Origin of the sequence: Mobilicoccus caccae (assembly GCF_030161635.1) — a bacterium.
GTDB lineage: Bacteria > Actinomycetota > Actinomycetes > Actinomycetales > Dermatophilaceae > Mobilicoccus > Mobilicoccus caccae.
Genome location: NZ_BSUO01000001.1, coordinates 2,167,402 through 2,188,029, shown reverse-complemented (window position 1 = coordinate 2,188,029; position 20,628 = coordinate 2,167,402). Strand labels below are relative to the sequence as shown.

Annotated in this window: 19 protein-coding genes and 2 pseudogenes; 12 read left to right on the top strand and 9 right to left on the bottom strand. The window is 71.6% G+C overall.

Features of this window, described 5'->3' with window-relative positions:
* The first annotated feature begins 57 nt into the window (after positions 1–57).
* The 4 genes from cbiQ to QQK49_RS10550 all read left to right on the top strand — a co-directional run bounded on the left by cbiQ (position 58) and on the right by QQK49_RS10550 (position 3,596).
* Positions 58–828, top strand: a complete 771-nt coding sequence (cbiQ, locus tag QQK49_RS10565) for a cobalt ECF transporter T component CbiQ (RefSeq protein WP_284303875.1) — start codon at positions 58–60, stop codon at positions 826–828.
* On the top strand, positions 825–1,685 hold the full coding sequence (locus tag QQK49_RS10560; protein WP_284303874.1) for an energy-coupling factor ABC transporter ATP-binding protein: 861 nt from the start codon (positions 825–827) through the stop codon (positions 1,683–1,685). Before cbiQ ends, QQK49_RS10560 begins: the two co-directional genes overlap by 4 nt.
* Before the next feature lie 210 nt (positions 1,686–1,895).
* Positions 1,896–2,561 carry a hypothetical protein gene (locus QQK49_RS10555; protein WP_284303873.1) on the top strand — a complete coding sequence of 222 codons (666 nt, stop codon included), beginning with the start codon at positions 1,896–1,898 and terminating at the stop codon, positions 2,559–2,561.
* A gap of 96 nt (positions 2,562–2,657) precedes the next feature.
* On the top strand, positions 2,658–3,596 hold the full coding sequence (locus QQK49_RS10550; RefSeq protein WP_284305880.1) for an ImmA/IrrE family metallo-endopeptidase: 939 nt from the start codon (positions 2,658–2,660) through the stop codon (positions 3,594–3,596).
* 126 nt (positions 3,597–3,722) lie between these two features.
* Here QQK49_RS10550 and QQK49_RS10545 read toward each other — a convergent pair whose 3' ends face one another.
* The 5 genes from QQK49_RS10545 to QQK49_RS10525 all read right to left on the bottom strand — a co-directional run bounded on the left by QQK49_RS10545 (position 3,723) and on the right by QQK49_RS10525 (position 8,460).
* Positions 3,723–4,634, bottom strand: a complete 912-nt coding sequence (locus QQK49_RS10545; protein WP_284303872.1) for an aminoglycoside phosphotransferase family protein — start codon at positions 4,632–4,634, stop codon at positions 3,723–3,725.
* A gap of 148 nt (positions 4,635–4,782) precedes the next feature.
* The gene (locus QQK49_RS10540; protein ID WP_284303871.1) at positions 4,783–6,087 is read right to left on the bottom strand and encodes a Dyp-type peroxidase; all 1,305 of its coding nucleotides are present in this window, start codon (positions 6,085–6,087) and stop codon (positions 4,783–4,785) included.
* Entirely contained in the window at positions 6,084–6,683 is a 600-nt protein-coding gene (locus tag QQK49_RS10535; RefSeq protein ID WP_284303870.1) for a copper chaperone PCu(A)C, read from the bottom strand. The genes QQK49_RS10540 and QQK49_RS10535 overlap by 4 nt, the downstream gene beginning before the upstream one ends.
* The gene (locus QQK49_RS10530; RefSeq protein ID WP_284303869.1) at positions 6,680–7,189 is read right to left on the bottom strand and encodes a hypothetical protein; all 510 of its coding nucleotides are present in this window, start codon (positions 7,187–7,189) and stop codon (positions 6,680–6,682) included. Before QQK49_RS10530 ends, QQK49_RS10535 begins: the two co-directional genes overlap by 4 nt.
* Positions 7,102–8,460: a hypothetical protein gene (locus tag QQK49_RS10525; RefSeq protein WP_284303868.1), complete on the bottom strand. Its 1,359-nt coding sequence runs from the start codon at positions 8,458–8,460 to the stop codon at positions 7,102–7,104. Before QQK49_RS10525 ends, QQK49_RS10530 begins: the two co-directional genes overlap by 88 nt.
* Before the next feature lie 151 nt (positions 8,461–8,611).
* On the opposite strand from QQK49_RS10525, the gene rimP reads away from it, so the two are divergent.
* The 5 genes and pseudogenes from rimP (at position 8,612) to QQK49_RS10500 (ending at position 15,376) form a co-directional block, all read left to right on the top strand.
* Complete coding sequence (gene rimP / locus QQK49_RS10520) at positions 8,612–9,166, top strand: ribosome maturation factor RimP (protein WP_284303867.1); 555 nt, start codon at positions 8,612–8,614, stop codon at positions 9,164–9,166.
* Positions 9,166–10,179, top strand: a complete 1,014-nt coding sequence (gene nusA, locus QQK49_RS10515) for a transcription termination factor NusA (protein ID WP_284303866.1) — start codon at positions 9,166–9,168, stop codon at positions 10,177–10,179. Before rimP ends, nusA begins: the two co-directional genes overlap by 1 nt.
* 1 nt (position 10,180) lies before the next feature.
* Complete coding sequence (locus QQK49_RS10510; protein WP_348536161.1) at positions 10,181–10,558, top strand: YlxR family protein; 378 nt, start codon at positions 10,181–10,183, stop codon at positions 10,556–10,558.
* A gap of 157 nt (positions 10,559–10,715) precedes the next feature.
* Positions 10,716–13,774: pseudogene (gene infB / locus QQK49_RS10505) on the top strand (translation initiation factor IF-2).
* A gap of 729 nt (positions 13,775–14,503) precedes the next feature.
* Positions 14,504–15,376 carry a hypothetical protein gene (locus QQK49_RS10500; RefSeq protein WP_284303865.1) on the top strand — a complete coding sequence of 291 codons (873 nt, stop codon included), beginning with the start codon at positions 14,504–14,506 and terminating at the stop codon, positions 15,374–15,376.
* On the opposite strand, the gene QQK49_RS10495 is transcribed toward QQK49_RS10500, so the two are convergent.
* From QQK49_RS10495 to QQK49_RS10480, 4 genes are all read right to left on the bottom strand, one after another.
* Complete coding sequence (locus QQK49_RS10495; protein WP_284303864.1) at positions 15,333–16,289, bottom strand: hypothetical protein; 957 nt, start codon at positions 16,287–16,289, stop codon at positions 15,333–15,335. The genes QQK49_RS10500 and QQK49_RS10495 overlap by 44 nt on opposite strands.
* The gene (locus tag QQK49_RS10490; protein ID WP_284303863.1) at positions 16,252–16,572 is read right to left on the bottom strand and encodes an AAA family ATPase; all 321 of its coding nucleotides are present in this window, start codon (positions 16,570–16,572) and stop codon (positions 16,252–16,254) included. The genes QQK49_RS10495 and QQK49_RS10490 overlap by 38 nt, the downstream gene beginning before the upstream one ends.
* The gene (locus tag QQK49_RS10485; protein WP_284303862.1) at positions 16,569–16,910 is read right to left on the bottom strand and encodes an ATP-binding cassette domain-containing protein; all 342 of its coding nucleotides are present in this window, start codon (positions 16,908–16,910) and stop codon (positions 16,569–16,571) included. Before QQK49_RS10485 ends, QQK49_RS10490 begins: the two co-directional genes overlap by 4 nt.
* 92 nt (positions 16,911–17,002) lie before the next feature.
* Positions 17,003–17,530, bottom strand: a complete 528-nt coding sequence (locus tag QQK49_RS10480) for a hypothetical protein (RefSeq protein WP_284303861.1) — start codon at positions 17,528–17,530, stop codon at positions 17,003–17,005.
* A 304-nt stretch (positions 17,531–17,834) separates the two neighbouring features.
* Between QQK49_RS10480 and rbfA the strand changes: the two genes are divergently transcribed.
* From rbfA to QQK49_RS10465, 3 genes and pseudogenes are all read left to right on the top strand, one after another.
* The gene (gene rbfA / locus QQK49_RS10475; RefSeq protein WP_284303860.1) at positions 17,835–18,341 is read left to right on the top strand and encodes a 30S ribosome-binding factor RbfA; all 507 of its coding nucleotides are present in this window, start codon (positions 17,835–17,837) and stop codon (positions 18,339–18,341) included.
* A 2-nt stretch (positions 18,342–18,343) separates the two neighbouring features.
* Complete coding sequence (gene truB / locus QQK49_RS10470; RefSeq protein ID WP_284303859.1) at positions 18,344–19,414, top strand: tRNA pseudouridine(55) synthase TruB; 1,071 nt, start codon at positions 18,344–18,346, stop codon at positions 19,412–19,414.
* Positions 19,415–19,557: 143 nt separating this feature from the next.
* Positions 19,558–20,612, top strand: a pseudogene (locus QQK49_RS10465) (winged helix DNA-binding domain-containing protein).
* The last annotated feature ends 16 nt before the right edge of the window (positions 20,613–20,628 follow it).

Here is a 20,628-nt window from a genome sequence, read left to right as displayed (position 1 = left end):
GCCCCTTCCTCACGTGACCCGTGAGGAAGGGGCCCGCTGCTCTCTTCGCAGGTCGGCGTGAGCGCGCGGGGCCTGGCCCTCGACGACGCCGCGTGGTCCAGCCCGTGGCGCACACGGCGGGTCCTCGACAAGGCGGTGCTCTCGCTCGGGCTGCTCGCCTGCGTGGTCACATTGCCCGCGTGGCCGGCGGGAGTCCTCGCCGGGCTGGTGGCCGCGGCGATCATCCTCGGGCCGGCGCGGGTGCGGGCGCGACTGCTCGCCCGCTGCCTGGCGGCGCCCCTGGTCTTCGTCGTCGTCGGCGCGGTGACGATCCTCGTCACGGTGTCCTGGGACGGCGGACCGCGCGTGGGGCTCGCCCCGCAGATGCTGCCGACGGCCGGGACGCTGCTCGTGCGGGGGACCGCGGGCGCGCTCGCGGTGTTCCTCCTCGCGACGACCACACCGATGGTGGACCTGTTCGCCGCGCTTCGCCGGGCCCGCATCCCCGACCCGCTGATCGAGGTGGCGAGCCTGGTCTATCGGCTCGTGTTCGTCCTGCTGGAGTCGGCGCGGGCGATCCGTGAGGCGCAGAGCTCCCGGCTGGGATTCGCCTCCCGCGCGGCGGCCTACCGATCCCTGTCGGCCCTGGTCGCGGCCGTACTCGTGCGGTCGTGGACCCGTGCCCGGCGCCTGGAGGAGGGCCTGGCCGGGCGGGGCTACACCGATGCGCTGCCCACCCTCGATCCGCCCCGCCACGGTTCTGCCCGGTTCGTGGCGGCCTCGATTCTGACGGTCGCGGTGGTCGCGGGGAGCGCCGCGGTTCCGGCCCTGCTGAGGGGAGTGTCATGAGCCACCAGTCGCTGCGGGCCGAGGGCCTGTCGTTCGCCTACGACGGCGTCTCCGTGCTACACGGCGCCGACCTGGTCATCGCCGGTGGAACGCGGATGGCGCTGCTCGGCGCCAACGGCTCGGGCAAGACGACGCTCCTGCGGTGTCTGGCCGGCGGGCTGCGGCCGAGTGCGGGCCGGGTGCTGCTCGACGGGAGCGCCGTCGCCTACGACCGCGCCGGCCTGCGTCATCACCGGCAGAACGTGCAACTCGTGCTGCAGGACCCCGACGACCAGTTGTTCTCGGCCGACGTGCGCCGCGACGTCAGCTTCGGGCCTCTCAACCTCGGGCTGTCGGAGGCGGAGGCCGCCGAGCGCGTCGACGAGGCCCTCGACCTGCTGGGGATCACCGACCTCGCGCAGCGCCCGGTCCATCAGCTCTCCTACGGCCAACGCAAGCGGGCCGCGATCGCGGGGGCGGTGGCCATGCGGCCGTGCCTGTTGCTGCTCGACGAGCCGACGGCGGGCCTGGACCCCGTGGGCGTCCACGAAGTCTTCGCCGCCCTGAAGCGTCTGGAGGAGAAGAGCACGACCGTCGTCCTCGCCACCCACGACGTCGACCTGGCCTTGGCGTGGGCGCACGACTGCGCGGTGGTCGTCGGCGGCCAGGTGGTGCAGGGAGAACCCGCCGACGTCCTTGACCGTGCCGACCTCCTGGAGGCCGCGCGCCTGCGCCGCCCATGGGTCCTGGAACTCGCGGCCCGGTTGGGCCTGCACCGAGACGACGACGCCCCACCCCTGCGCGACCTCGACGGCATCGAGGCCCGCCTGCGCGAGGGACTCCCGCAGCGGCGGAACACCGGCACACCATCCAGTTGAATCCCGCACCGTCGTCACCTGGGGTTCTCACCAACCACCTCACATCTGAGGGTGGCGTCGAAACCGGACGTCATGGCTCCGGCGGTCTCAACGCTGGGCTCCGGTTCGAGGTGGGGTCTAGGCGAACCTCGCGGACACCTGCGATCGTCTTCCGGTTTTCGACACTTCCGTGAGACTATCGGGGGCACGCACGAGACCCCGGAGGCGACATTGAGCCATTTCGAGCAGCGCGGTGACGAGACGGTCGTCCACTCGGGCGCCGACGCTCGTCGTCGACTCACCGAGTTGGGCATCGACGTGGGCGCCCTGGAAAGCGCTCTCGACGCCGGCGACGTCGCTGCGCGGCAGGCGGATGACTTCAGCCCCGTGACAGCAGCGGGCACGATGCGCTGGTTCGAGACTGTGCGCACGCTGCGTCAACGTCTCGCCGAGAGTGGCTGGACCTGCAGTGATGTCAGGAACTCACCGCGGGCTATCGATCCCACCGGCCGTGAGGGGTTGCTGGCGGTGCGGGGTAATGCGGCAACCGGCCGGATCGACGGAGATCCCAAGACGGCAAGGCCCCGTGGTAACGCCTCCTCGCGCTCTGTGCGCGTCAACGGGCAACTGATGATGGATGTCGTGGTCGCAGCTCTGGCCGATATGGCGGGTGAGCGAGCGCTAGGCGTGCGGACCTGGTTTCTGCTCTACTACCGCAGCGAGGCCGACGAGTTGCGCGCAGAGGTGTCGCTGCCGGTGGCGATCTCCGACCAGGGCGTAGTCGAGGACTGGGCCGAGCGCATCATCCTCGAGCCGCGGACTTTCGGTGCTCCTCTGTCACTCCCGAGAGACGCTGGTGGCGGCGATGACGTCGAGTTCGAGATCGTCTCCCGCTGACGTTCGGCTGACCCCGTCCCGCATTCGCCTCGCCCGCGAGCGGCGGGGCATGTCGAAGGTCACGCTGGCTGCGACTCTGGGAGTGACCCCCGGGTGATGCACACCTACGAAAGCGTCGGCGCGCCCATTCCGCGTGCCGATGACCTCGCGGGGGCGCTCGGGGTCCCGCGGGCCTTCTTCACCAGACCGGAATGCGCCCCGTTCAGCTGTCACCAGGGCTTCTTCCGATCTCGTCGTCGTGCTACTGCACGTCAACTCACCGCCGCCCGGGCGGCGGCGGTGTTGGCGATCGAAATGTACGAGGTGCTCGCATCGCAGGTGAAACTCCCCGAAGTGGCGATGCCGGACCTCGACCATCAAGAGCCGGAGTCGGCTGCCGACACGCTGCGGGCTCTCTGGGGACGTGGTCAGGGTCCGCTGCCCAACCTCGTGCAACTGGGCGAGGCCCATGGTGTCCGCATCGTCAGCCTTCCGACCGACGCCGACACCGTTGACGCGTTCAGCCTCTGGCAGGACGACGTCCCGTACGTCTTCCTGGCGACGTCGAAGACAGGGGCGCGCTCCCGATTCGATCTGGCGCATGAACTCGGTCACCTTGTGATGCACTCGCGCGTGGACGTTGGCGCAGGAGAAGTGACGAGCCGCGCGTTGGAGCGAGAGGCCGACATGTTCGCCTCCGCACTTCTCATGCCGCGGCAGGACGTACTTTCCCACTCAGGCCGTGAGCCTGCTGTGCCGGAGATTCTCCGCCTCCGGGACCACTATCGGGTTTCCGCCTTGGCGATGACGCGTCGCCTGCACGAACTGGGCCGTCTGTCGGATTGGGCATATCGCCAGAACTGTGTTCAGTTGACCCAGCGCGGATTTCGCACCGGTGAACCGGGGGCATCCAACGGGAGCTCTCGCGTGTGTTTCCTGCCGTCTTCGATCTGTTCCGGCGAGAAGGCCGGGCCATCGCCGACGTCGCCGAAGAACTCGGATTGTCGAAGACCGACCTGCATTCGTTCACGTTCGGTCAGCTCGCGGTCGCACTGACGGGAGGGAACGAAGCCGTAGCTCCCGCGTCGCGAAGCCTGCGGTTGGTGCACTGACCGGATGCCCTCGGGTTTCAACGCCGGGATCCGGTTTCGGGTGGATCTCCGGGTTGGGCTCGGGTTGGCGTCAGAAGCGTTGGGCCAAGGCCTTGGCCAGGGTGATGCGGGCGGTGAGCAGGTCGGAGTTTCCCGCGTCCCCTGAACTCGCCGCGTCGATCGCGTCGACGACCGTGCGCACCAGCGCCCAGGCGCGGGCGCGGTCCTCGTCGATGCCCGCCGCCTCGCAGATCCAGCCCAGGCGGCAGTGGACCTCCCACGCCGGGTGCGCCGCCGCCTCCTCCCACCGGTTGTGCAGGGCCGGCCACACGCCGAACGCCGGCTCTGCGGCCATCGGTTTGGGGTCGATCGCCGTCCACCCGCGTGGTCCGGCCAGGACGTTCTCGTAGTGCAGATCGGTGTGCACGAGCCGGGCGTCGACGTCGACCCCCTCGAGCAGACCGTCGATGCCGGAGCGCGCCTGCTGGAGGAACCGTCGCGGAATCGCCGCGGCCGCAGGGGAGTCGAAGCGACGATGCAGGCCGGCCCAGTCCGACAGCCGGTCGAGCTGCGGGAGGGCCGGCCGGTCGAGGCGCGCCAGCAGTGTCCCGATCGTGACGCACGCCTGCTCGATGTCCTCCTCCTCGAGATCCCGGTCGGGCTCGAGGAACTCCAGGAGCATCGTGGAGGTGGCCGGGTCGGCGGCCAGCAGGTGCGCCGCCCCGTGACCGTCCCAGGCCCGCAGCGCGAGGTGTTCGTGCCTGGACTCCGGATGCGGCCAGCCGACCTTCAGCGCCGCGGCGCTCCCGTCCTCACGCCGGACCGGGAGCACCAGGGCGCAGTAGCCGAACCGGGCCGTCCCGGCCGGGGTGAGCGCCCACCGGGCCAGGGCGTCACCGATGAGGGTGGGCAGCGAACGCAGCCAGTCGTCCCCGGCGACGTCGGGCTCCGGGGGCCGGCCCGCCACCAGCCGACGGAACTCCTCGGGGATCTCGACGCTCACCCGCGCCACTCTTCCACGACCGCCTGACGCCGGGAGCCGCCCCGGCGGAGGGCGGCATCCGGCATGGCCGGGTCGGGGGACGCTCCCGTGCGTGAAGCGCCGCCCCGACCTCGCCGTCACCGACTGCCGAGCGCCAGTGCCAGTGCCCTCACGCCTCCAGGAGCGTAGCTCCGATGTAGGACCCTTCGCGCGCACCCGGCGGCACGGCGTAGCTGGCCGAGCCGATGTGCGTGGCCCACGCGTTGAGCGCATCGGCCTCGGCCAGCCGCCGCTGCACCGGGACGAACGCCGTGCCGAGATCGGCCTGGTAGGCGCAGAACAACAGCCCCTCCTCCAGCCCGGCGGGCGTCTCGATCGCGTAGTTGAGCGGCCGGCGGATCATGCGTTCGCCCGCGCTGCGCGCCTGCGCCCGGGCGGCGTGGGCGTTGGGGGCGACGACCGGGAACCCGTCGGAATCCGTCGCCGTGCGGTCGAGGACGTCGGACTCCTTCGTGCCGGTCAGGGGCGAACCGTCGCCCACCCGTCGGCCGAAGCCGATCTCCTTGGCCTCGATCGACAAGTCGTCCCAGGTGGCCATGTCGATGCGCATGCGCCGCAGCACGACCTGGGTGCCGCCCGTCAACCACGCGAATTCGGCCCCGTCGTTCCACAGCACGGAGTCGACCTGCGCGGGGTCGGACTCGTTCGCGCTGCCGTCACGCATCCCCATGAGGTTGCGCGGGGTCGTGCCGTCGGCCTCGGTGCCGCGCGCCGGGAGGAATCCCCGCTGGGCCCACACCGGAGTCGCGAAGTCCGCCGCGTCGCGTACCAGGCGACGCTGCGCGTAGGTGACGGTCAGGGGGTCCTCGCTGCACACCTGCACGAAGAGGTCGGTGGGCCCCCATCGCGGGTCGAGGTCGTCGGTCTCGAAGGCGGGCATCTCGCGCACGAACGGTGGACACGCCTGCGGCGCACCGATCGCGTCGAAGAACCCGGCCCCGAACCCGAAGGTCACCGTGAGCCGCGCGGGCAGCGCGGCGAGGTCGCCCTCGACCGCCCCGAGCGGGGCGCGGCCCGAGGTCAGTCGTGCGGCGTCGTCGGTGAGCAGCCGCATGAGCGTGACGACGCGCTCGCGGTCCACGCCCTTCTTGAGGTCCAGGCCGAGGAAGACGCCGTGCGCGTGATGCGGGGTGGCGATCCCGGCCTGGTGCTCACCCCAGAACGGCTCGGTGGCCGTGCCGTGCAGCGCCGCCGTTCCCGATCTGCCGGCGGCGCCCGGTCCGGCCACGGCCTCGGTGCCGGGCATCCCCGACCCGTCGGCCACGCCGCCGGGGCGGGCCGCGCCCGAACCCACGGCGTGACCGACGACGCCACCACCCAGAGCCGTCCCGGCGAGCACGGCACCACCGCCGAGGAGCGCACGCCGCGACAGGCCCGCGCGCGTCGACTCCGCGCGCGTCGACTCCGTGCTCATGGCGTCGCGGGCGCGGTCGCCGGGGCCTCACCGCTCGGTCCGTGGGTGCCGCCGCCGGGGGCGTCACCGGAGTGGTACGTCTCGTCCCCGCCGCTGAAGGTCTTGGCCACGGCCTCGAACGACATCGTCTGCCCGTCGCTCGTGGTCAGCGTGATCGTCACGCTGTGCCCCGGCGGCAGGGGTGAGGTCAGGTCCATGACCATGATGTGGTCGCCGCCGGGCCGCAGCTCGCGGGCGGCGCCCGGATCGAGGGTGAGGCCGCCGTCGATGCGCTGCATGGTCGCGCGGCCGCCGGTGGTCACGGTCTCGTGGATCTCCGTCGTCTGCGAGACCGAGTTGGTGACGGAGGTGATGGTCACCGGTGCCCCGGTGGTGTTCTGGATCGTCCCGAAGACCCCGGTCATGGGGTGCTCGCCGAGTTGGGGGACGGCCTTGACCCACGCGTCGGTGACGGCGACGGGACCGCTGGGGGTCGTCGCCGACGCCGTCGTGGACGCGGGTGTGGTGGTGGCCGGGGCCGGGTCGGTGGCGCCGCTGCAGCCGGTCGCCGTCACGAGGAGGGCAGCGAGGACCGAGGTCAGGGTGGTGCGGTTCATGAATGGAGTCCTTCGATGGTCGGATTCGGTTCAGGCGGAGGCGAACCGGACCGGAGGACCGCGGAGGAGACCGTGACCCCGACCTCGCGCGAGATCCGGGGGACGACGAGGGCGTCGGCTGCGTGCCGGACGACGTCGACGTCGAGGCGGGGCAGTGGCAGCAGGACTCGACGCAGGACGCCGCGCACCTGCTGCGCGGCCGGCCCGGCGATCCACGCGAGGACGACGGTGGCCAGCAGGTGCGTCGTGATCATGAGCGGCGAGGGAGTGTGGGCCGCGGGGAGGGCCTGGATCGCCTCGCCGGTGGCGGCGTGGGCCAGGGCGGCCTGCACCATCTCGTGACCACCGTGTCCACCGTGACCACCGGCGTGGAGGCCCTGCCCACCGGCGGCCGGCATCGACATCGACACCGCGCCCGTCACCTCGTGGAACACGACGTGGGCGAGGACCTGGAAGGCGGCGAAGACGGCGGCGAGCGTCGTGACCCGCGGCGGGCGCGGCGCCACCGAGAACAGCGCGGCGAGCACCAGGGCGGGAACGGCGATGAGCGACAGCGCGACCGCGCCGGGCATCGCCCCGCCACCGAGCACGTGACCGGAGACCGACATGAGCAGGACCGCCCCCGCGAGGGCGGGTCCGCGACCCCGGTCTGCGTGCACGCCCAGGAGCCTACTGCTCCCGCTGCGTCCGGGCTCGGCTCAGCCGGAGGCGGTGGGGCTCGGCGGGGGAGCGGCCGACGGATCGGCGGGGACCTGCAGTCCGGCCACCGGGCGCAGCGCACCACCCACGGAGAGGCGGGTGGTCTCGGCGAGGGTCGCGAGCCGGACCAGCGATCCCATCGCCCCGGCGGGGCCGGTCGCGGGGGTGCGGCCTCCGCGTCGGGCGGCAGGGTCGGCGAGTCCGGTGCCGGGGTGGGGCCGGCCTCCGCGTCGTCGTCGTTCTCGCGCAGCGCGCTCGCGGTGGGCACGGAGGCCGCCACGACCAGCGTCACGAGCCGGGTCAGGGCGCCGTCGGCGAGTGCGGCGGCCTGGTCGGGGGTCGTCACCGGGCGCGACAGGGGGTATCCCAGGGGGCGGGGCGGCAGCTCGGGGACTCCCGCCCCGAGGCCGGTCTCGACCTGCCGCAGGAGACGGATGCCGGCCAGCACCGGCGCTAGGGCCTCGGGGGAGTGTCGGGCGGCCATGATCTCCAGGGCGTAGGCCGCCGACCGCACGGCCTCGACGAGGGTGAGGGCGAGCGTCGCGTCGGCGGCGGTCCACGGCAGCGCCGGGAGCACGTCACCGCCCCGGACCCGCGCCGCCCGCAACAGATGCAGCGCGACGGCACGCTGGGTGTGACTCGCGACGACGACCTCCGCCGCACGCGGCGGCACGGCGTCGAGGTCGGCCAGGCCGGGGGCGTCGAGCGAGACGAACTCGAGGTCCGCCAGGTGCGCGAGGTCCGTTCGGCCCGCGGCGGGTGTTTGCGGGGAAGTCGCGGCCGTGGGCGGGGTCGCGCCAGGAGCCGGGGTCACGGGCGGGTCGAGACGCGCGAGGGCCCGGTCCAGCGCCGCGAGCTGTGCCTCGTGCAGGGGACGGAGCCGGCGACCGACCTGCCCATCGACAGTGACCAGGGCCGTCGCGATCGCCGCCACCCGGTCGCGTTCGGCGGAGATCGGGGGCCCGGCGGGGTCGGGCGAGGGATCGGGCAGGAAGGGCGGCGCGTCGGATTCGAACCGGATCCCGCATCCGGCCAGCGGCAGCGTCATCGTCGCCAGCAGCACCGTGCGTCTGCTCACCCCTGGACTCCCCACCCCATGATCATCGCAGGTGGTGCCACGCGGACGCCGCAGGTGGCGGCCGTGCGGTCGGCCGAAGGGCCGCCGGTCGCCTAGAGTGGGCGACTGCGCGGACACCCCGCCCCTGACACGAGAACACGAGAGGAGTGGCATGGCCGACTCACCTGTCGCACGTCGTGTCGAGGACGAGATCTCGACCGTCGTCGCCGATCTCGGATACCTCGTCGAGGACGTGACCGTCACCCCGGCCGGAAAGCGCCGCGTCGTGCGGATCGCCGTCGACCGCGACCTGGGGGACGTGCCACCGCTGGGCGCCGCTCCCGAGGGCGAGGCCCAGACCTCGATCCCGCCGCTGGATCTCGACGCCGTGGCCGACGCCACCCGCGCGATCAGCGACGTGCTGGAGGACTCCGCCTCGCTCGGCTCCGCGCCGTACACCCTCGAGGTCACCTCGCCGGGGGTGAGCCGACCGCTCACCCTGCCGCGTCACTTTCGTCGCAACGTCGGACGCCTCGTCACCCTCGTTCTCTCCGAGGGTGGTTCGGCGACCGGACGGGTCCTGGCCGCCGGCTCCGACGCCGTCCGCATCCGGGTGGAGGACCCCGCGGACGGGTCGCAGACCCAGACCCACCCCCTGGACCGGATCACCCGCGGCGAGGTCCAGGTCGAATTCGGCCGCGTCGCCGACGACCAGCAGGAGGACTGATGGACATCGACATGGCGGCACTGCGGATGCTGGAGCGCGAGCGGGAGATCCCCCTCGACATCATCATCCCGGCCATCGAGCAGGCCCTCCTGCTCGCCTACCACCGCACCGAGGGCGCCTACAAGCGTGCCCGCGTCGATCTCGACCGCAAGACCGGGCACGTCGTCGTGTGGGCGCAGGAGGACGCGCCGGTGCTGGAGGACGGTACCCGGGGTGAGCCCGGGCCCGAGTTCGACGACACCCCCGACGGTTTCGGTCGGGTGGCCGCCTCCACGGCGCGGCAGGTCATCGTCCAGCGCATGCGTGACCTCGAGGACGACGCGGTGCTCGGCGACTTCCGCGACAAGGAGGGCGAGATCGTCACCGGCGTCATCCAGCAGAGCCAGGGGCGCAACGTCCTCGTGGATCTGGGCACGGTCGAGGGCATCCTGCCCGCGGCCGAGCAGGTGCCGGGCGAGAAGTACGTGCACGGCGAACGCATCCGCTGCTTCGTGGTCAGCGTCAAGCGCGGCATGAAGGGTCCGCAGATCGGGCTGTCGCGCACCCACCCCAACCTCGTCCGCCAGTTGTTCGCCCTGGAGGTGCCCGAGATCGCCGACGGCACCGTCGAGATCGCGGCGCTCGCCCGCGAGGCGGGGCACCGCACCAAGATCGCCGTCCACTCCACCGTTCCCGGTGTCAACGCCAAGGGCGCCTGCATCGGGCCCATGGGACAGCGCGCCCGCTCCATCACCACGGAGTTGCGCGGCGAGAAGATCGACATCGTCGACTACTCCCGCGACCCCGCCGAGTTCGTCGCGGCGGCGCTCTCACCGGCTCGGGTGAACTCGGTGGAGGTCGTCGATCCCACACTGCGCGCGGCACGCGTCGTCGTGCCCGACTACCAACTCTCCCTCGCCATCGGCAAGGAGGGCCAGAACGCCCGCCTCGCCGCCAAGCTCACCGGATGGCGCATCGACATCCACTCCGACGCCGAACCGGGCCCCGCGTCCGGATCCCCGTCGGAGGAGTAGGATGGACGGTGCCGTGACTCCGGCGAAGGCCGAGCCGGGCACAGAACCACCGCTCAGCGGGGCACCGATCCCGATGCGCACGTGCCTCGGCTGCCGACGACGGGACGCGCGGTCGTCCTTGCTGCGACTGGTCGCAGAAGTGACACGACCCTCACCGGCGACGGTGGCGGTGAAACCCGACCCGGGCCGGCGACTGCCGGGCCGAGGAGCGTGGATCCACCCCACGACGGTCTGCCTCGACCAGGCGGTGCGACGCCGCGCCGTCGGTCGGGCACTGCGTCTCACGGTGGGCGTGAACCTCGACGAGGTCCGCGACCACATCGAGATGCAGGAGGCCGGTGCAGGATCGGGCGACGAACACGGTCGTCCGGCAGGATGAACGAGCAACGACCATCGGCGGAGCGTCGATGGAGCAGAGAGACAGAACCGAAAGCGGGTTTGACGCTGATGAGTAACCGATGAGCACTCAGCAATGAGCACCGCCCAGTACTGACGCAGGTCCGAGGACTCCCCGGGCCGGCAGATTGAGGAGAAACGTGGCCAAGGTCCGGGTCTACGAGCTCGCCAAAGAGCTCGGAGTCGAGAGCAAGACACTGCTGAATCACCTGAAGGAGAAGGGCGAGTTCGTCCGCTCCGCCAGTTCCACCATCGAGGCCCCGGTCGTGCGCCGGGTCCGTGAGTCCTTCCCCGCCGAGCACGGTGGGGACGCGGGCGCCAAGAAGGCCGACGCCCCCAAGCCGGGCGCGGCCCCCAAGCCTGGCGGCGCGGCTCCCAAGCCCGGTGCCGCCCCGAAGCCGGGTGCGGCTCCCAAGCCGGGTGCCGCCCCCAAGCCCGGCGCCGCGTCCAAGCGCGCCGAGGCCGAGCCCGTCGAGCAGGCTCCCGAGGTCAAGCCGGCCGTCGAGGACGTCAAGCCCGCAGCGGAGACGAAGCCGACAGCCGAACCCAAGGCGGCCGCAGCCGAACCCAAGGCGGCACAGAAGGCCGAGCCCGCTGCGGATGCCGCACCCGAGTCGACCCCGGAGGCTCCTGCCGCCGGCGGTTCGGCCGTCAAGCCCGGTCCGCGTCCGGCCCCCAGCGTCCCGCCGCGGACAAGCCGGCCCCGCGTCCCGGTGGTGAGCGTCCCGCGGCTCGCTCCGGTGGCGGTGGACAGCGCCCCGGTGGCGCTCCCCGTCCCGGTCCGCGTCCGGGCAACAACCCCTTCGCCCCCAGCCAGGGCATGGGCCGCGGCGGCCGCGACAGCGGTGGCGGCTCCCCGCGCCCCGGTAACAACCCCTTCGCGCCCAGCCAGGGCATGCCCCGTCCCGGTGGCAGCGGTGGCCCGCGTCCGGGCCCCGGCGGTCCCCGCCCCGGTGGCGGCGGTGCCCGTCCCGGTGGTGCGGGTGGCCAGGGTGCGCCCGGCGCACGTCCCGGTCCGCGTCCCGGTGGGAGCGGTCAGGGCGGTCCCCGTCCCGGCGGCGGTGCCGGAGCCGGCGCGGCCGCAGGTGGCCCGCGTCCCAACCCGGGCATGATGCCCGACCGCACCTCGGTGGGTCGTCCCGGCCAGCGTCCGGGCCCCGGAGGTCGCGGTGGTCCCGGCGGTGGCGGCGGCGGTCGTCCCGGCGGTGGCGGCGGCTGGGGCGGACGCCCCGGCGGTGGCGGCGGTCGCGGACCCCGCGGCGGCACCCAGGGAGCCTTCGGTCGCGGCGGCGGTCGTCCCGTCCGTGGACGCAAGAGCAAGCGCGCGAAGCGTCAGGAATTCGAGCAGATGCAGGCGCCGACCATCGGTGGCGTCAGCGTTCCCCGCGGTGACGGCTCCACCGTCATCCGCGTGCGTCGTGGTTCCTCCCTCAGCGACTTCGCCGACAAGATCAACGCCAACCCGGCGAGCCTGGTCACCGTGCTGTTCCACCTCGGTGAGATGGCCACGGCCACCCAGTCCCTCGACGAGGACACGTTCAAGGTCCTCGGCGAAGAGCTCGGCTACGACATCCAGGTCGTCTCCCCCGAGGACGAGGAGCGCGAGCTCTTCGGCAGCTTCGGCATCGACCTCGAGCAGGAGACCGAGGACGAGGACGACGACCTGCTCGAGCCGCGTCCGCCGGTCGTGACCGTCATGGGTCACGTCGACCACGGAAAGACGCGACTGCTGGACGCCATCCGCAAGGCCAACGTCATCGAGGGCGAAGCGGGCGGCATCACCCAGCACATCGGCGCCTACCAGATCGCCACCGAGCACGAGGGCCAAGACCGCGCCATCACCTTCATCGACACCCCCGGTCACGAGGCGTTCACCGCCATGCGTGCCCGTGGTGCCAAGGTGACGGACATCGCGATCCTCGTCGTCGCCGCCAACGACGGCGTCATGCCGCAGACCATCGAGGCGCTCAACCACGCCCAGGCGGCCGACGTGCCGATCGTCGTCGCGGTCAACAAGATCGACGTCGACGGCGCCGACCCCGCCAAGGTGCGCGGCCAGCTCACCGAGTACGGCCTGATCGCCGAGGAGTACGGCGGCGACACGATGTTCGTCGACGTCTCGGCCAAGCAGGGGCAGAACATCGAGGAACTCCTCGGTGCGGTGCTCCTCACCGCCGACGCGGCGCTCGACCTGCGGGCCAACCCCGACAAGGACGCCCGTGGCGTCGCGATCGAGGCCAACCTCGACCGTGGCCGTGGCGCGACCGCGACGGTGCTGGTCACCTCCGGCACGCTGTGCGTCGGCGACTCGATCGTCACCGGCTCGGCCTACGGCCGCGTCCGGGCGATGCTCGACGAGCACGGCAACAACCTCGACGTGGCGCTGCCCTCGCGGCCAGTGCAGGTACTCGGACTCAGCTCCGTGCCCCGCGCCGGTGACACGTTCATCGTGGCCCCCGACGACCGCACGGCCCGCCAGATCGCCGAGAAGCGCGAAGCCGCCGACCGCCAGGCCTCCCTGGCCAAGGCACGCAAGCGCATCAGCCTGGAGGACCTCAACGAGGCTCTCGCCGCAGGCAAGGTCGACACCCTCAACCTCATCCTCAAGGGTGACGTGTCGGGTTCGGTCGAAGCGCTCGAGGATGCGCTGCTCCAGATCGACGTCGGCGAGGAGGTCGACCTGCGGATCATCGACCGCGGCGTCGGCGCCATCACGCTGAACAACATCAACCTCGCCGCCGCATCGAACGCCGTCATCATCGGCTACAACGTGCGCGCCGAAGGCCAGAACGCCGAGGTGGCCGACCGCGAAGGCGTCGAGATCCGGTACTACTCGGTGATCTACCAGGCCATCGAAGAGGTCGAAGCAGCACTCAAGGGCATGCTCAAGCCGGAATACGAAGAGCACGAGCTCGGTTCGGCGGAGATCCGCGAGATCTTCCGCAGCTCCAAGTTCGGCAACATCGCCGGCTCGATCGTCCGCTCCGGAGAGATCCGCCGCGGCACCAAGGCCCGGATCACCCGCAACGGCGTCGTCGTCGCCGAGAACGTCGAGGTCGCAGGCCTCCGACGCTTCAAGGACGACGTCACCGAGGTCCGCGAAGGCTACGAGTGCGGTATCAACCTCGGCTCGTACAACGACCTGCAGCTCGAAGACCTCATCACCACCTACGAGATGAGGGAGAAGCCCCGGGCGTGACCCGCCCTGCCCGGCTTCGCCGGACCCGGCGCCCTCGGGGCGCCGGTCGGGCGGCGCTTCGCGCCGGCGTGTTGGATTGACCAGCAGCAGGCTCCTTCGTCGCGCTGCTGGTGCCGATCAGGAATGTTCGGGCTTCGCCGGAACATTCCTGATCGGCGGGCGTGTGGCCGCTGTGGTTCTTGGCGTGACCGGCTTTGCCCGGCATCGAGTGCATGGCGCTTCATGGCCGGTGTCGGTTGAACAACAGCAGGCTCCTTCGTCGCGACCGTTCGGCGGCGCTTCGCGCCGGCGTGTTGGATTGACCAGCAGCAGGCTCCTTCGTCGCGCTGCTGGTGCCGGTAGGGAATGTCCGGGCTTCGCCGGAACATTCCCTACCGGCGGGTTGTGCCCACCGTTCCGCTGGACGACGTCGGTGCTCCTCGGGGTCACCGGCGACCGGCGACGTGGCCACTCGAGGCCCGGAGGATCTGTCGATCCTCCGGGCCTCGTCGTGTGTCACAGGCGATAGATTGAGGGGGCCTGATCGACCAATTGCCTAGTCGCACAAAGGGGTACGGATGTTCATGCTCGGGGGCGTCGCCGTCTGGAGATGGGTGTGACCGCCGGTTGGACGGGGAATCTGACAGAGGCGTACACCTCGCTCTTGAAGGGGAGAAGCTCCCGAACGAGCGGGGCGACGCGCTGGTCGGGGCAGGCCTGGCCGCCCCATCGGTCGAAACCCGGCGGGGCGTGCGCGCCGTGGGACCCCATGCGGCGTTCCGGGGCGAGTTCGACGAAGCTGTGGCCGAGGCAGGTGAGGCGCTGGCGCGGGTGATGGATCTCCACGCGCAGGTCTCCGACTTCACCGATCACTACGTCGCCCGGCTGCGCCGGGATCGGGCCGAAGACGTCCACCTCCTCGAGGGCGCAGACCAGATCGTCACCGCCGTCCACGAATTCGTCGCCACCGCGCGTACCAGCGTCTGGGCGATGATGTCGTGGTCCGTCCTCGTGGACACTGCAGCGCAGGGATGGGAGGACGCGGTGTCGCTCGCCGCAGGCAGGCTCGACCTGCGGGTGGTGTGCCCCGTCGGCGGCGCACGCGACCGTCTCGGCACCTACCTCGAGGGGCTGTCGGCCGCCGGAGCGCAGGTGCGGGTCGTCGGATTCGTCCCGGCCACCTGCGTCGTCGTCGACGGCGACGTCGCGGTGATCGTCAACGGGGAGAAGGACCCCGCCTCCCGCAGCGCCTACGTCATCCGTAGCCCGGACCTCGTGCGTCTTGTCATGTACCTGTTCGAACACGGCTGGGCATCGGGTCGCCCCACCGGGACCGCCGCGCGCTGGGGCATCTCGGAGGCGGAAAGGCGGCTCCTCGAAGAACTGGCCGCCGGCCACAAGGACGAGGCCATCGCTCGGCGCATCGGGGTGTCGGTACGGACACTGCGTCGGACGATCACCGGACTCGCAGCGCGCGCCGGGGTGTCCTCCCGGTTCGCCCTCGCCCTCGAGGCGCAACGGCGAGGATGGCTGCTCGGGGTGGACGGCCCCGGCATCGACAGCCTCGAGCGACCGCCACTCAGAGCACTCGACGTCGACCCCGAGGCAGCATCACCCCGATGAGGCCGCAGGCCACGGCGAGGGCGAGGGTCGTCGCGACCGCTGCCGACGTCGCGACGCCGGGGATCGGCGGACGCAGTTCGAACTGACCCCAGAAGTCGAAGACCGCACTGCCGATGACCGCGAGCAGGTTGCGTGGATCCCAGGCCGACAGGAACGGCACCACGAAGAGGGCGAGCGCGGCGAGGACGAGCGGCCAGGTGAGTGCCCTCGTCACGGTACCGATGGCGAACCCCGCGAGGCCGAAGAAGACCGCGACGGCGAAGCAGAGTGCCAGTTTGAGGATCATCGGGTGCCCGTCGGCGGGGGTGGTCGGCACCGGCACGGTGGAGGAAGCGGCGAGGTCGCCTGTCACGAGTCGCCCCACCAGGGCGGTGAGCACGCCGGCACCCACCAGGGAGAGGACCGCGACTCCGGCCGCCACGGCGATCGCGACGATCTTGCCGATGTTGATGCCGACGACGGGGTCGGTGCTCGCCCGCAGCTTCAGCGTGCCCGCCCTGCGGTCCGTGACGGCGCTCGAGGCGCCGACGAAGAGGAAGACGAGCGGGATGACGATGAAGGTCGCGAACTCCACCGCTGTGGCGACGACGCCCCACGGGGAGGTCACGGAGTACAGCGACTCCCCGAGCCTGAGGTAGTCGTACTTCAACGGGTTCTCGATGGTCTGGGCGTTGCCGTCCTCGATGACCTGCACGGGCGCGGCGAGCGCCTGGGCCAGGGTGACCCCGCGTTCCTCGTACGACGCGACATCGGCGAGGAACCGTGCCTGCTGGCCGCGGACCGCGCTCAGGGTGCCGCTGAAGGCCGCCACCGCCGAGGCCGCCATCGCGAGAGCGAGCCCGAGCCAGAGTCGCGAGTACAGATGACGTCGGATCTCAAGGGCGGACTGGCGTGCGAGCGTCGTCGTAGACACGGTCGATCTCCGTTCCGTTCATGCCGGTGATGTCGTGGGAGCGGATGCCGTTGCCGGTGAGGATGAGTGCGCGACGGGCGAGTCCGGCGAAGTAGTCCGTGTGGTGGCTCGTGACGATGGTGGTGCGTTCGGCAGCGGTCTCGACGAGGGTGTGCCGCAGGGCGGCGAGCCCGTCGACGTCGAGGCCGTTGGTCGGCTCGTCGAGGAGCAGAGTCGTCGCGTCGCTGCCCACGGCTGCGGCGAGCGCCAGACGTTTGCGCTGCCCGTAGGAGTACGTGGTCACCCGGGACCGCAGCAGGTGATCGTCGAGGAAGGGGAGGGGCGTCCCACCGCCTCCGGTGCGAGCAGCCGGAGGTTCTGCCGCCCGGTGAGCCGTGGATAGAACGGTGCGTCGTCGAACACGGGGTACGCCTCCCGCCGGGCCGGTCGGAAGGGCGCCCCGTCCCAGAGGATCGACCCCCCGTGCGGTTCGAGGGAGAGCAGACACCGGATGAGGGTGCTCTTGCCGGCACCGTTGGGGCCGAGGACGAGCGTGAGCCCCGGCCCGTCGATGGTGACGTCGACGTCGTCGAACACGACGGTGCGTCCGTAGCGCTTGGAGAACTGCGAGAGGACGATCACGGCGTCCGGTCCCTTCCGATGGAGGTGGGGCCCCGATGCGCGGCGGCGTACGCCGCCGCGCACCGGGGGTGGATCGTTGGTGGGCGGAGGCGTCAGTCGGACCAGGCGCTCCACGCCCCGTTGCCGGAGACGGACAGACGGTGGATGTAGTCGGAGGTGTAGACCGTGACGTCACCCCACGGTGTGACGACACCGGCGCCGATGCGGTTGGCGGCGCGGAACTTGTCGTTGAACGAGGTGTCGTAGTACTTCCGGATGCCCAGGTTGCGGGCGATGTTGGGGAAGACCGACCCGGCCTGCTGGTAGGCGCTGGTCCAGGTGACGCTACGCCCGTTGTAACCGAAATCGACGCTGTCCCGGGCCCACATGAGGAAGGACCCGCGGTAGTAGGTGGCGCGGCGGCTACCTGTCACGGCGCTCTCCATGCCGGGGAGCGTCTTGGGCGCGAGACCCACGGCGACGCCACTGCCCTTCTCGACGGCCTCGACCGCAGCCTTCTGCTCGGCGGTGAGTCCGGGCACCGTTCGCAGGTCGTCGACGGGCTGCTCGGCGGCGCTTGCGGCTCCAACGGGCAGGAGCAGCGTGGCTGCGGTGAGAGCGGTGACGAGGGATGTACGCATGATAAAATTCCTCTCTGGAGATGTGCGGGTGTACGGAACCTGCGCGACCTGCCGAACGGCCCTGGCATGGATGGTTCGGCACGTCCTCGGATCCGGTGACTGCGGGCCTGTGGTGCGCGATGGCGTACTCTGGCCCGTTTGTCATGGCGGTGGATCGTCGTGGCGTCACCGCTGCCGAATCCGTGCGATCAGCGTGGCACGTCGACCTTCCGTCGACCAGAAGTCACGCTGTCCACTAGTGGTCTGGCCGAAAGGTGTCAGAGCCCAGGTGGACCACGGTGTTGTCGATGACAAGGAGACCCCCATGGCTGACCCCGCCCGCGCCCGCAAGGTGGCCGACCGCATCAAGGTGCTCGTCGCCGAGATGCTCGAAGGCCGGATCAAGGACGAGCGCCTCGGGTTCGTCACCGTCACCGACGTGCGCGTCACCGGCGACCTCCAGCACGCGTCCGTGTTCTACACCGTCTTCGGCTCCGACGAGGAACGGCAGGCGACCGCCGACGTCCTCGAGGAGAACAAGGGCCGGATCCGCTCCGCCGTCGGCAAGGGCCTGCAGATCCGCCTCACGCCGTCGCTGGAGTTCATCGCCGACGCCATCCCCGAAGGCGCCGCCCACCTCGAGGAGGTCCTCGCCGAGACCCGCCGACGCGACGAAGAACTCGCCGCCGCGGCCCGAGGCGCCGCCTACGCCGGCGAACCCGACCCCTACCGCAAGGTGGAGGACGAGGACCTCGACGACGACCTCGGTGATGGTCTCGAGGACGTCCGCGAGATCGACGGCGACGAGGACACCACCCGCGAGGTCCGCTGAGCATGGCCCGCGCGATCGACTCCACCGTCGGTGACGGACTCCTCGTCGTCGACAAACCGGCGGGCTGGACCTCCCACCAGGTCGTCGGCGCGTGCCGGCGGCTCGCCGGCACGCGCAAGGTCGGTCACGCGGGCACCCTCGACCCCATGGCCACCGGCGTCCTCGTCGTCGGCGTCAACAAGGCGACCCGGCTCCTGACGTACATCGTCGGAGCCGACAAGACCTACACCGCCACCATCCGGCTCGGGATCGCGACGACGACCGACGACGCCGACGGCATCGCCGTCTCGCTCGCCCCCACCGGGGCCGTGGACGCTCTCACCGACGCGCGCATCGCCGCCGGGGTCGCCGACCTCACCGGCGACATCACGCAGGTGCCGAGCACCGTCAGCGCGATCAAGATCGACGGCCGGCGCGCCTACGCGCGAGCCCGTGCCGGCGAGGACGTCGAACTCGCCGGGCGGCCGGTGCGGGTCGACCGGTTCGACGTGCTCGACACGCGGCCGGGTCGGGCGGTCCCGCCGCAGGAGGAGGCCGACGACCCCTCGGCGGTGCACCGGCGCGCGCGAGGGGAGGAGCGTCAGGCGGCCCCCGTCTCGGACATCCCGGCCGACCCCGTCCCCGTGCTCGACCTCGACGTCGAGGTGACCGTGTCCTCCGGCACGTACGTGCGCGCCCTGGCCCGCGACCTCGGTGAGGCGCTGGGTACCGGGGGCCACCTCGTGGCCCTGCGCCGGACGCGGGTGGGTGGCATCGGCCTGGACGTCGCCCACACCATGGAGGAGCTGGAGACCGCCCGCGCGAGCGGCGCACCACGCGAGAGCCCGGGAGGCGTGCCGGGCACCTCCGGACTTCCACTGGTCTCCCTCGAGGACGCCGCACGCGCCTCGATGCCCGTGCGTGATCTCGACGCCGACGAGGCCCACCAGGTCGGACACGGCGTCCGCATCGCCTCGGCGCAGCCCGGACGCACCGGACCGGTGGCGGCCTTCACCCCCGAGGGAAGGCTGGTGGCGGTGCTCGACGAATCGGGCGAACGGGTCATGCCCGAGGTGGTCTTCGTCAGCCCCTGACGAGCCCTCCAAGGCGTCTGCGTCGCTCGGATGCGCCCGCTACTGTGCCGCACGTGGACCACTCGTGGGACGAACTTGCCGGCCTGGCCCTCGCACGCCACTTCCCGCAGGTCGCGGGACAGGGCGAGGAGTCCGTCGTCGAGATGCTGAGACGGATCGGGCCGATCCAGGCCCAGACGGCGAGGTCGCCGTACCTGGCGTTGGCGGCGCGACTGCCGGGGGTCGAACTGGAAGTCATCAGCGCGGCCTACGAGCGTCACGCCATCGTGCGTGGCAGCACCATCCGCGGCACCGTCCACACCTCCACGCCGGCCGACCACCGCGTGCTCGACGCGCTCACCCGGATCGGGCAGCGGGCGCTCTGGGCGCGGACCCTGCGTCTCGTCGACACGTCCCTCGAAGACGTGTGGGCCGGTATCGAACGGTTCGCGGCCCACGCGTGGCGCACCCCCACGGACCTGGCCGAGCATCTGCGGGCGTGGATCTCGACGCACGACCCGTCGGCGTCCCCGAGGCTTGATGACCAGGCGGGACGCTATTTCGCGTTCGGCCACGGCGGACTGCTTCGTCGACCGCTCACCGGGGGCTGGCAGGGCCAGGGGCTCCCGGCTACCGCGCCGCATCGACCGTGCTGGACGACACCGAGGACCGCAACCGGTTGTCGGCCGACCCGGGGGCTGCCGTCGATGCTGCGGTCCGTCGTCATCTGACCGCGCACGGTCCGGCGAGCCGTCACGACCTGGCCTGGTGGTCGGGCGTGGGGTTGCGGGCGGTCGATGCCGCACTGACCCGGCTCGCCCCCGAACTGCGGGAAGGCAGTGGCCCGGACGGCCGCATCTATCACGACCTCGCCGGCGACCGACCCGAGCCGCGGGAGCTGCCCGGTGTGCGACTCCTGCCGGAGTTCGACGCGCTGCTGTGCGCGTACGACCCGCCCGCGCGCGAGCGGTTCGTCGACGCGGCCCACTACCGGAGGCTGTGGACCCAGTCGAACGGCCTGATCCTCGCCCCGTTGCTCGTCGACGGTCGGATGACCGGGTGGTGGCGGATTCCGGGATCGGGAGCACGTCGTCGCCTGGAGGTGTTCTGGTTCGCAGGCACCCGCCGCCCACGCACGTCCGAGTTCGACGCTCCGGTGACGCACCTCGAGGCGGCGTACGGGATCAGCGTGACCGACCTGACAGTGAGCCGGGAGTAGTCGGTTCCCACCGTTT

What these genes read in the sequence shown, in the direction of transcription:
- QQK49_RS10560 (WP_284303874.1), top strand. Translation starts at nt 825, where the DNA reads ATGAGCCACCAGTCGCTGCGGGCCGAGGGCCTGTCGTTCGCCTACGAC.
- QQK49_RS10550 (WP_284305880.1), top strand. Translation starts at nt 2,658, where the DNA reads ATGCACACCTACGAAAGCGTCGGCGCGCCCATTCCGCGTGCCGATGAC.
- QQK49_RS10540 (WP_284303871.1), bottom strand. Translation starts at nt 6,087, where the DNA reads ATGAGCACGGAGTCGACGCGCGCGGAGTCGACGCGCGCGGGCCTGTCG.
- QQK49_RS10535 (WP_284303870.1), bottom strand. Translation starts at nt 6,683, where the DNA reads ATGAACCGCACCACCCTGACCTCGGTCCTCGCTGCCCTCCTCGTGACG.
- rimP (WP_284303867.1), top strand. Translation starts at nt 8,612, where the DNA reads ATGGCCGACTCACCTGTCGCACGTCGTGTCGAGGACGAGATCTCGACC.
- nusA (WP_284303866.1), top strand. Translation starts at nt 9,166, where the DNA reads ATGGACATCGACATGGCGGCACTGCGGATGCTGGAGCGCGAGCGGGAG.
- QQK49_RS10510 (WP_348536161.1), top strand. Translation starts at nt 10,181, where the DNA reads ATGGACGGTGCCGTGACTCCGGCGAAGGCCGAGCCGGGCACAGAACCA.
- QQK49_RS10480 (WP_284303861.1), bottom strand. Translation starts at nt 17,530, where the DNA reads ATGCGTACATCCCTCGTCACCGCTCTCACCGCAGCCACGCTGCTCCTG.
- rbfA (WP_284303860.1), top strand. Translation starts at nt 17,835, where the DNA reads ATGGCTGACCCCGCCCGCGCCCGCAAGGTGGCCGACCGCATCAAGGTG.
- truB (WP_284303859.1), top strand. Translation starts at nt 18,344, where the DNA reads ATGGCCCGCGCGATCGACTCCACCGTCGGTGACGGACTCCTCGTCGTC.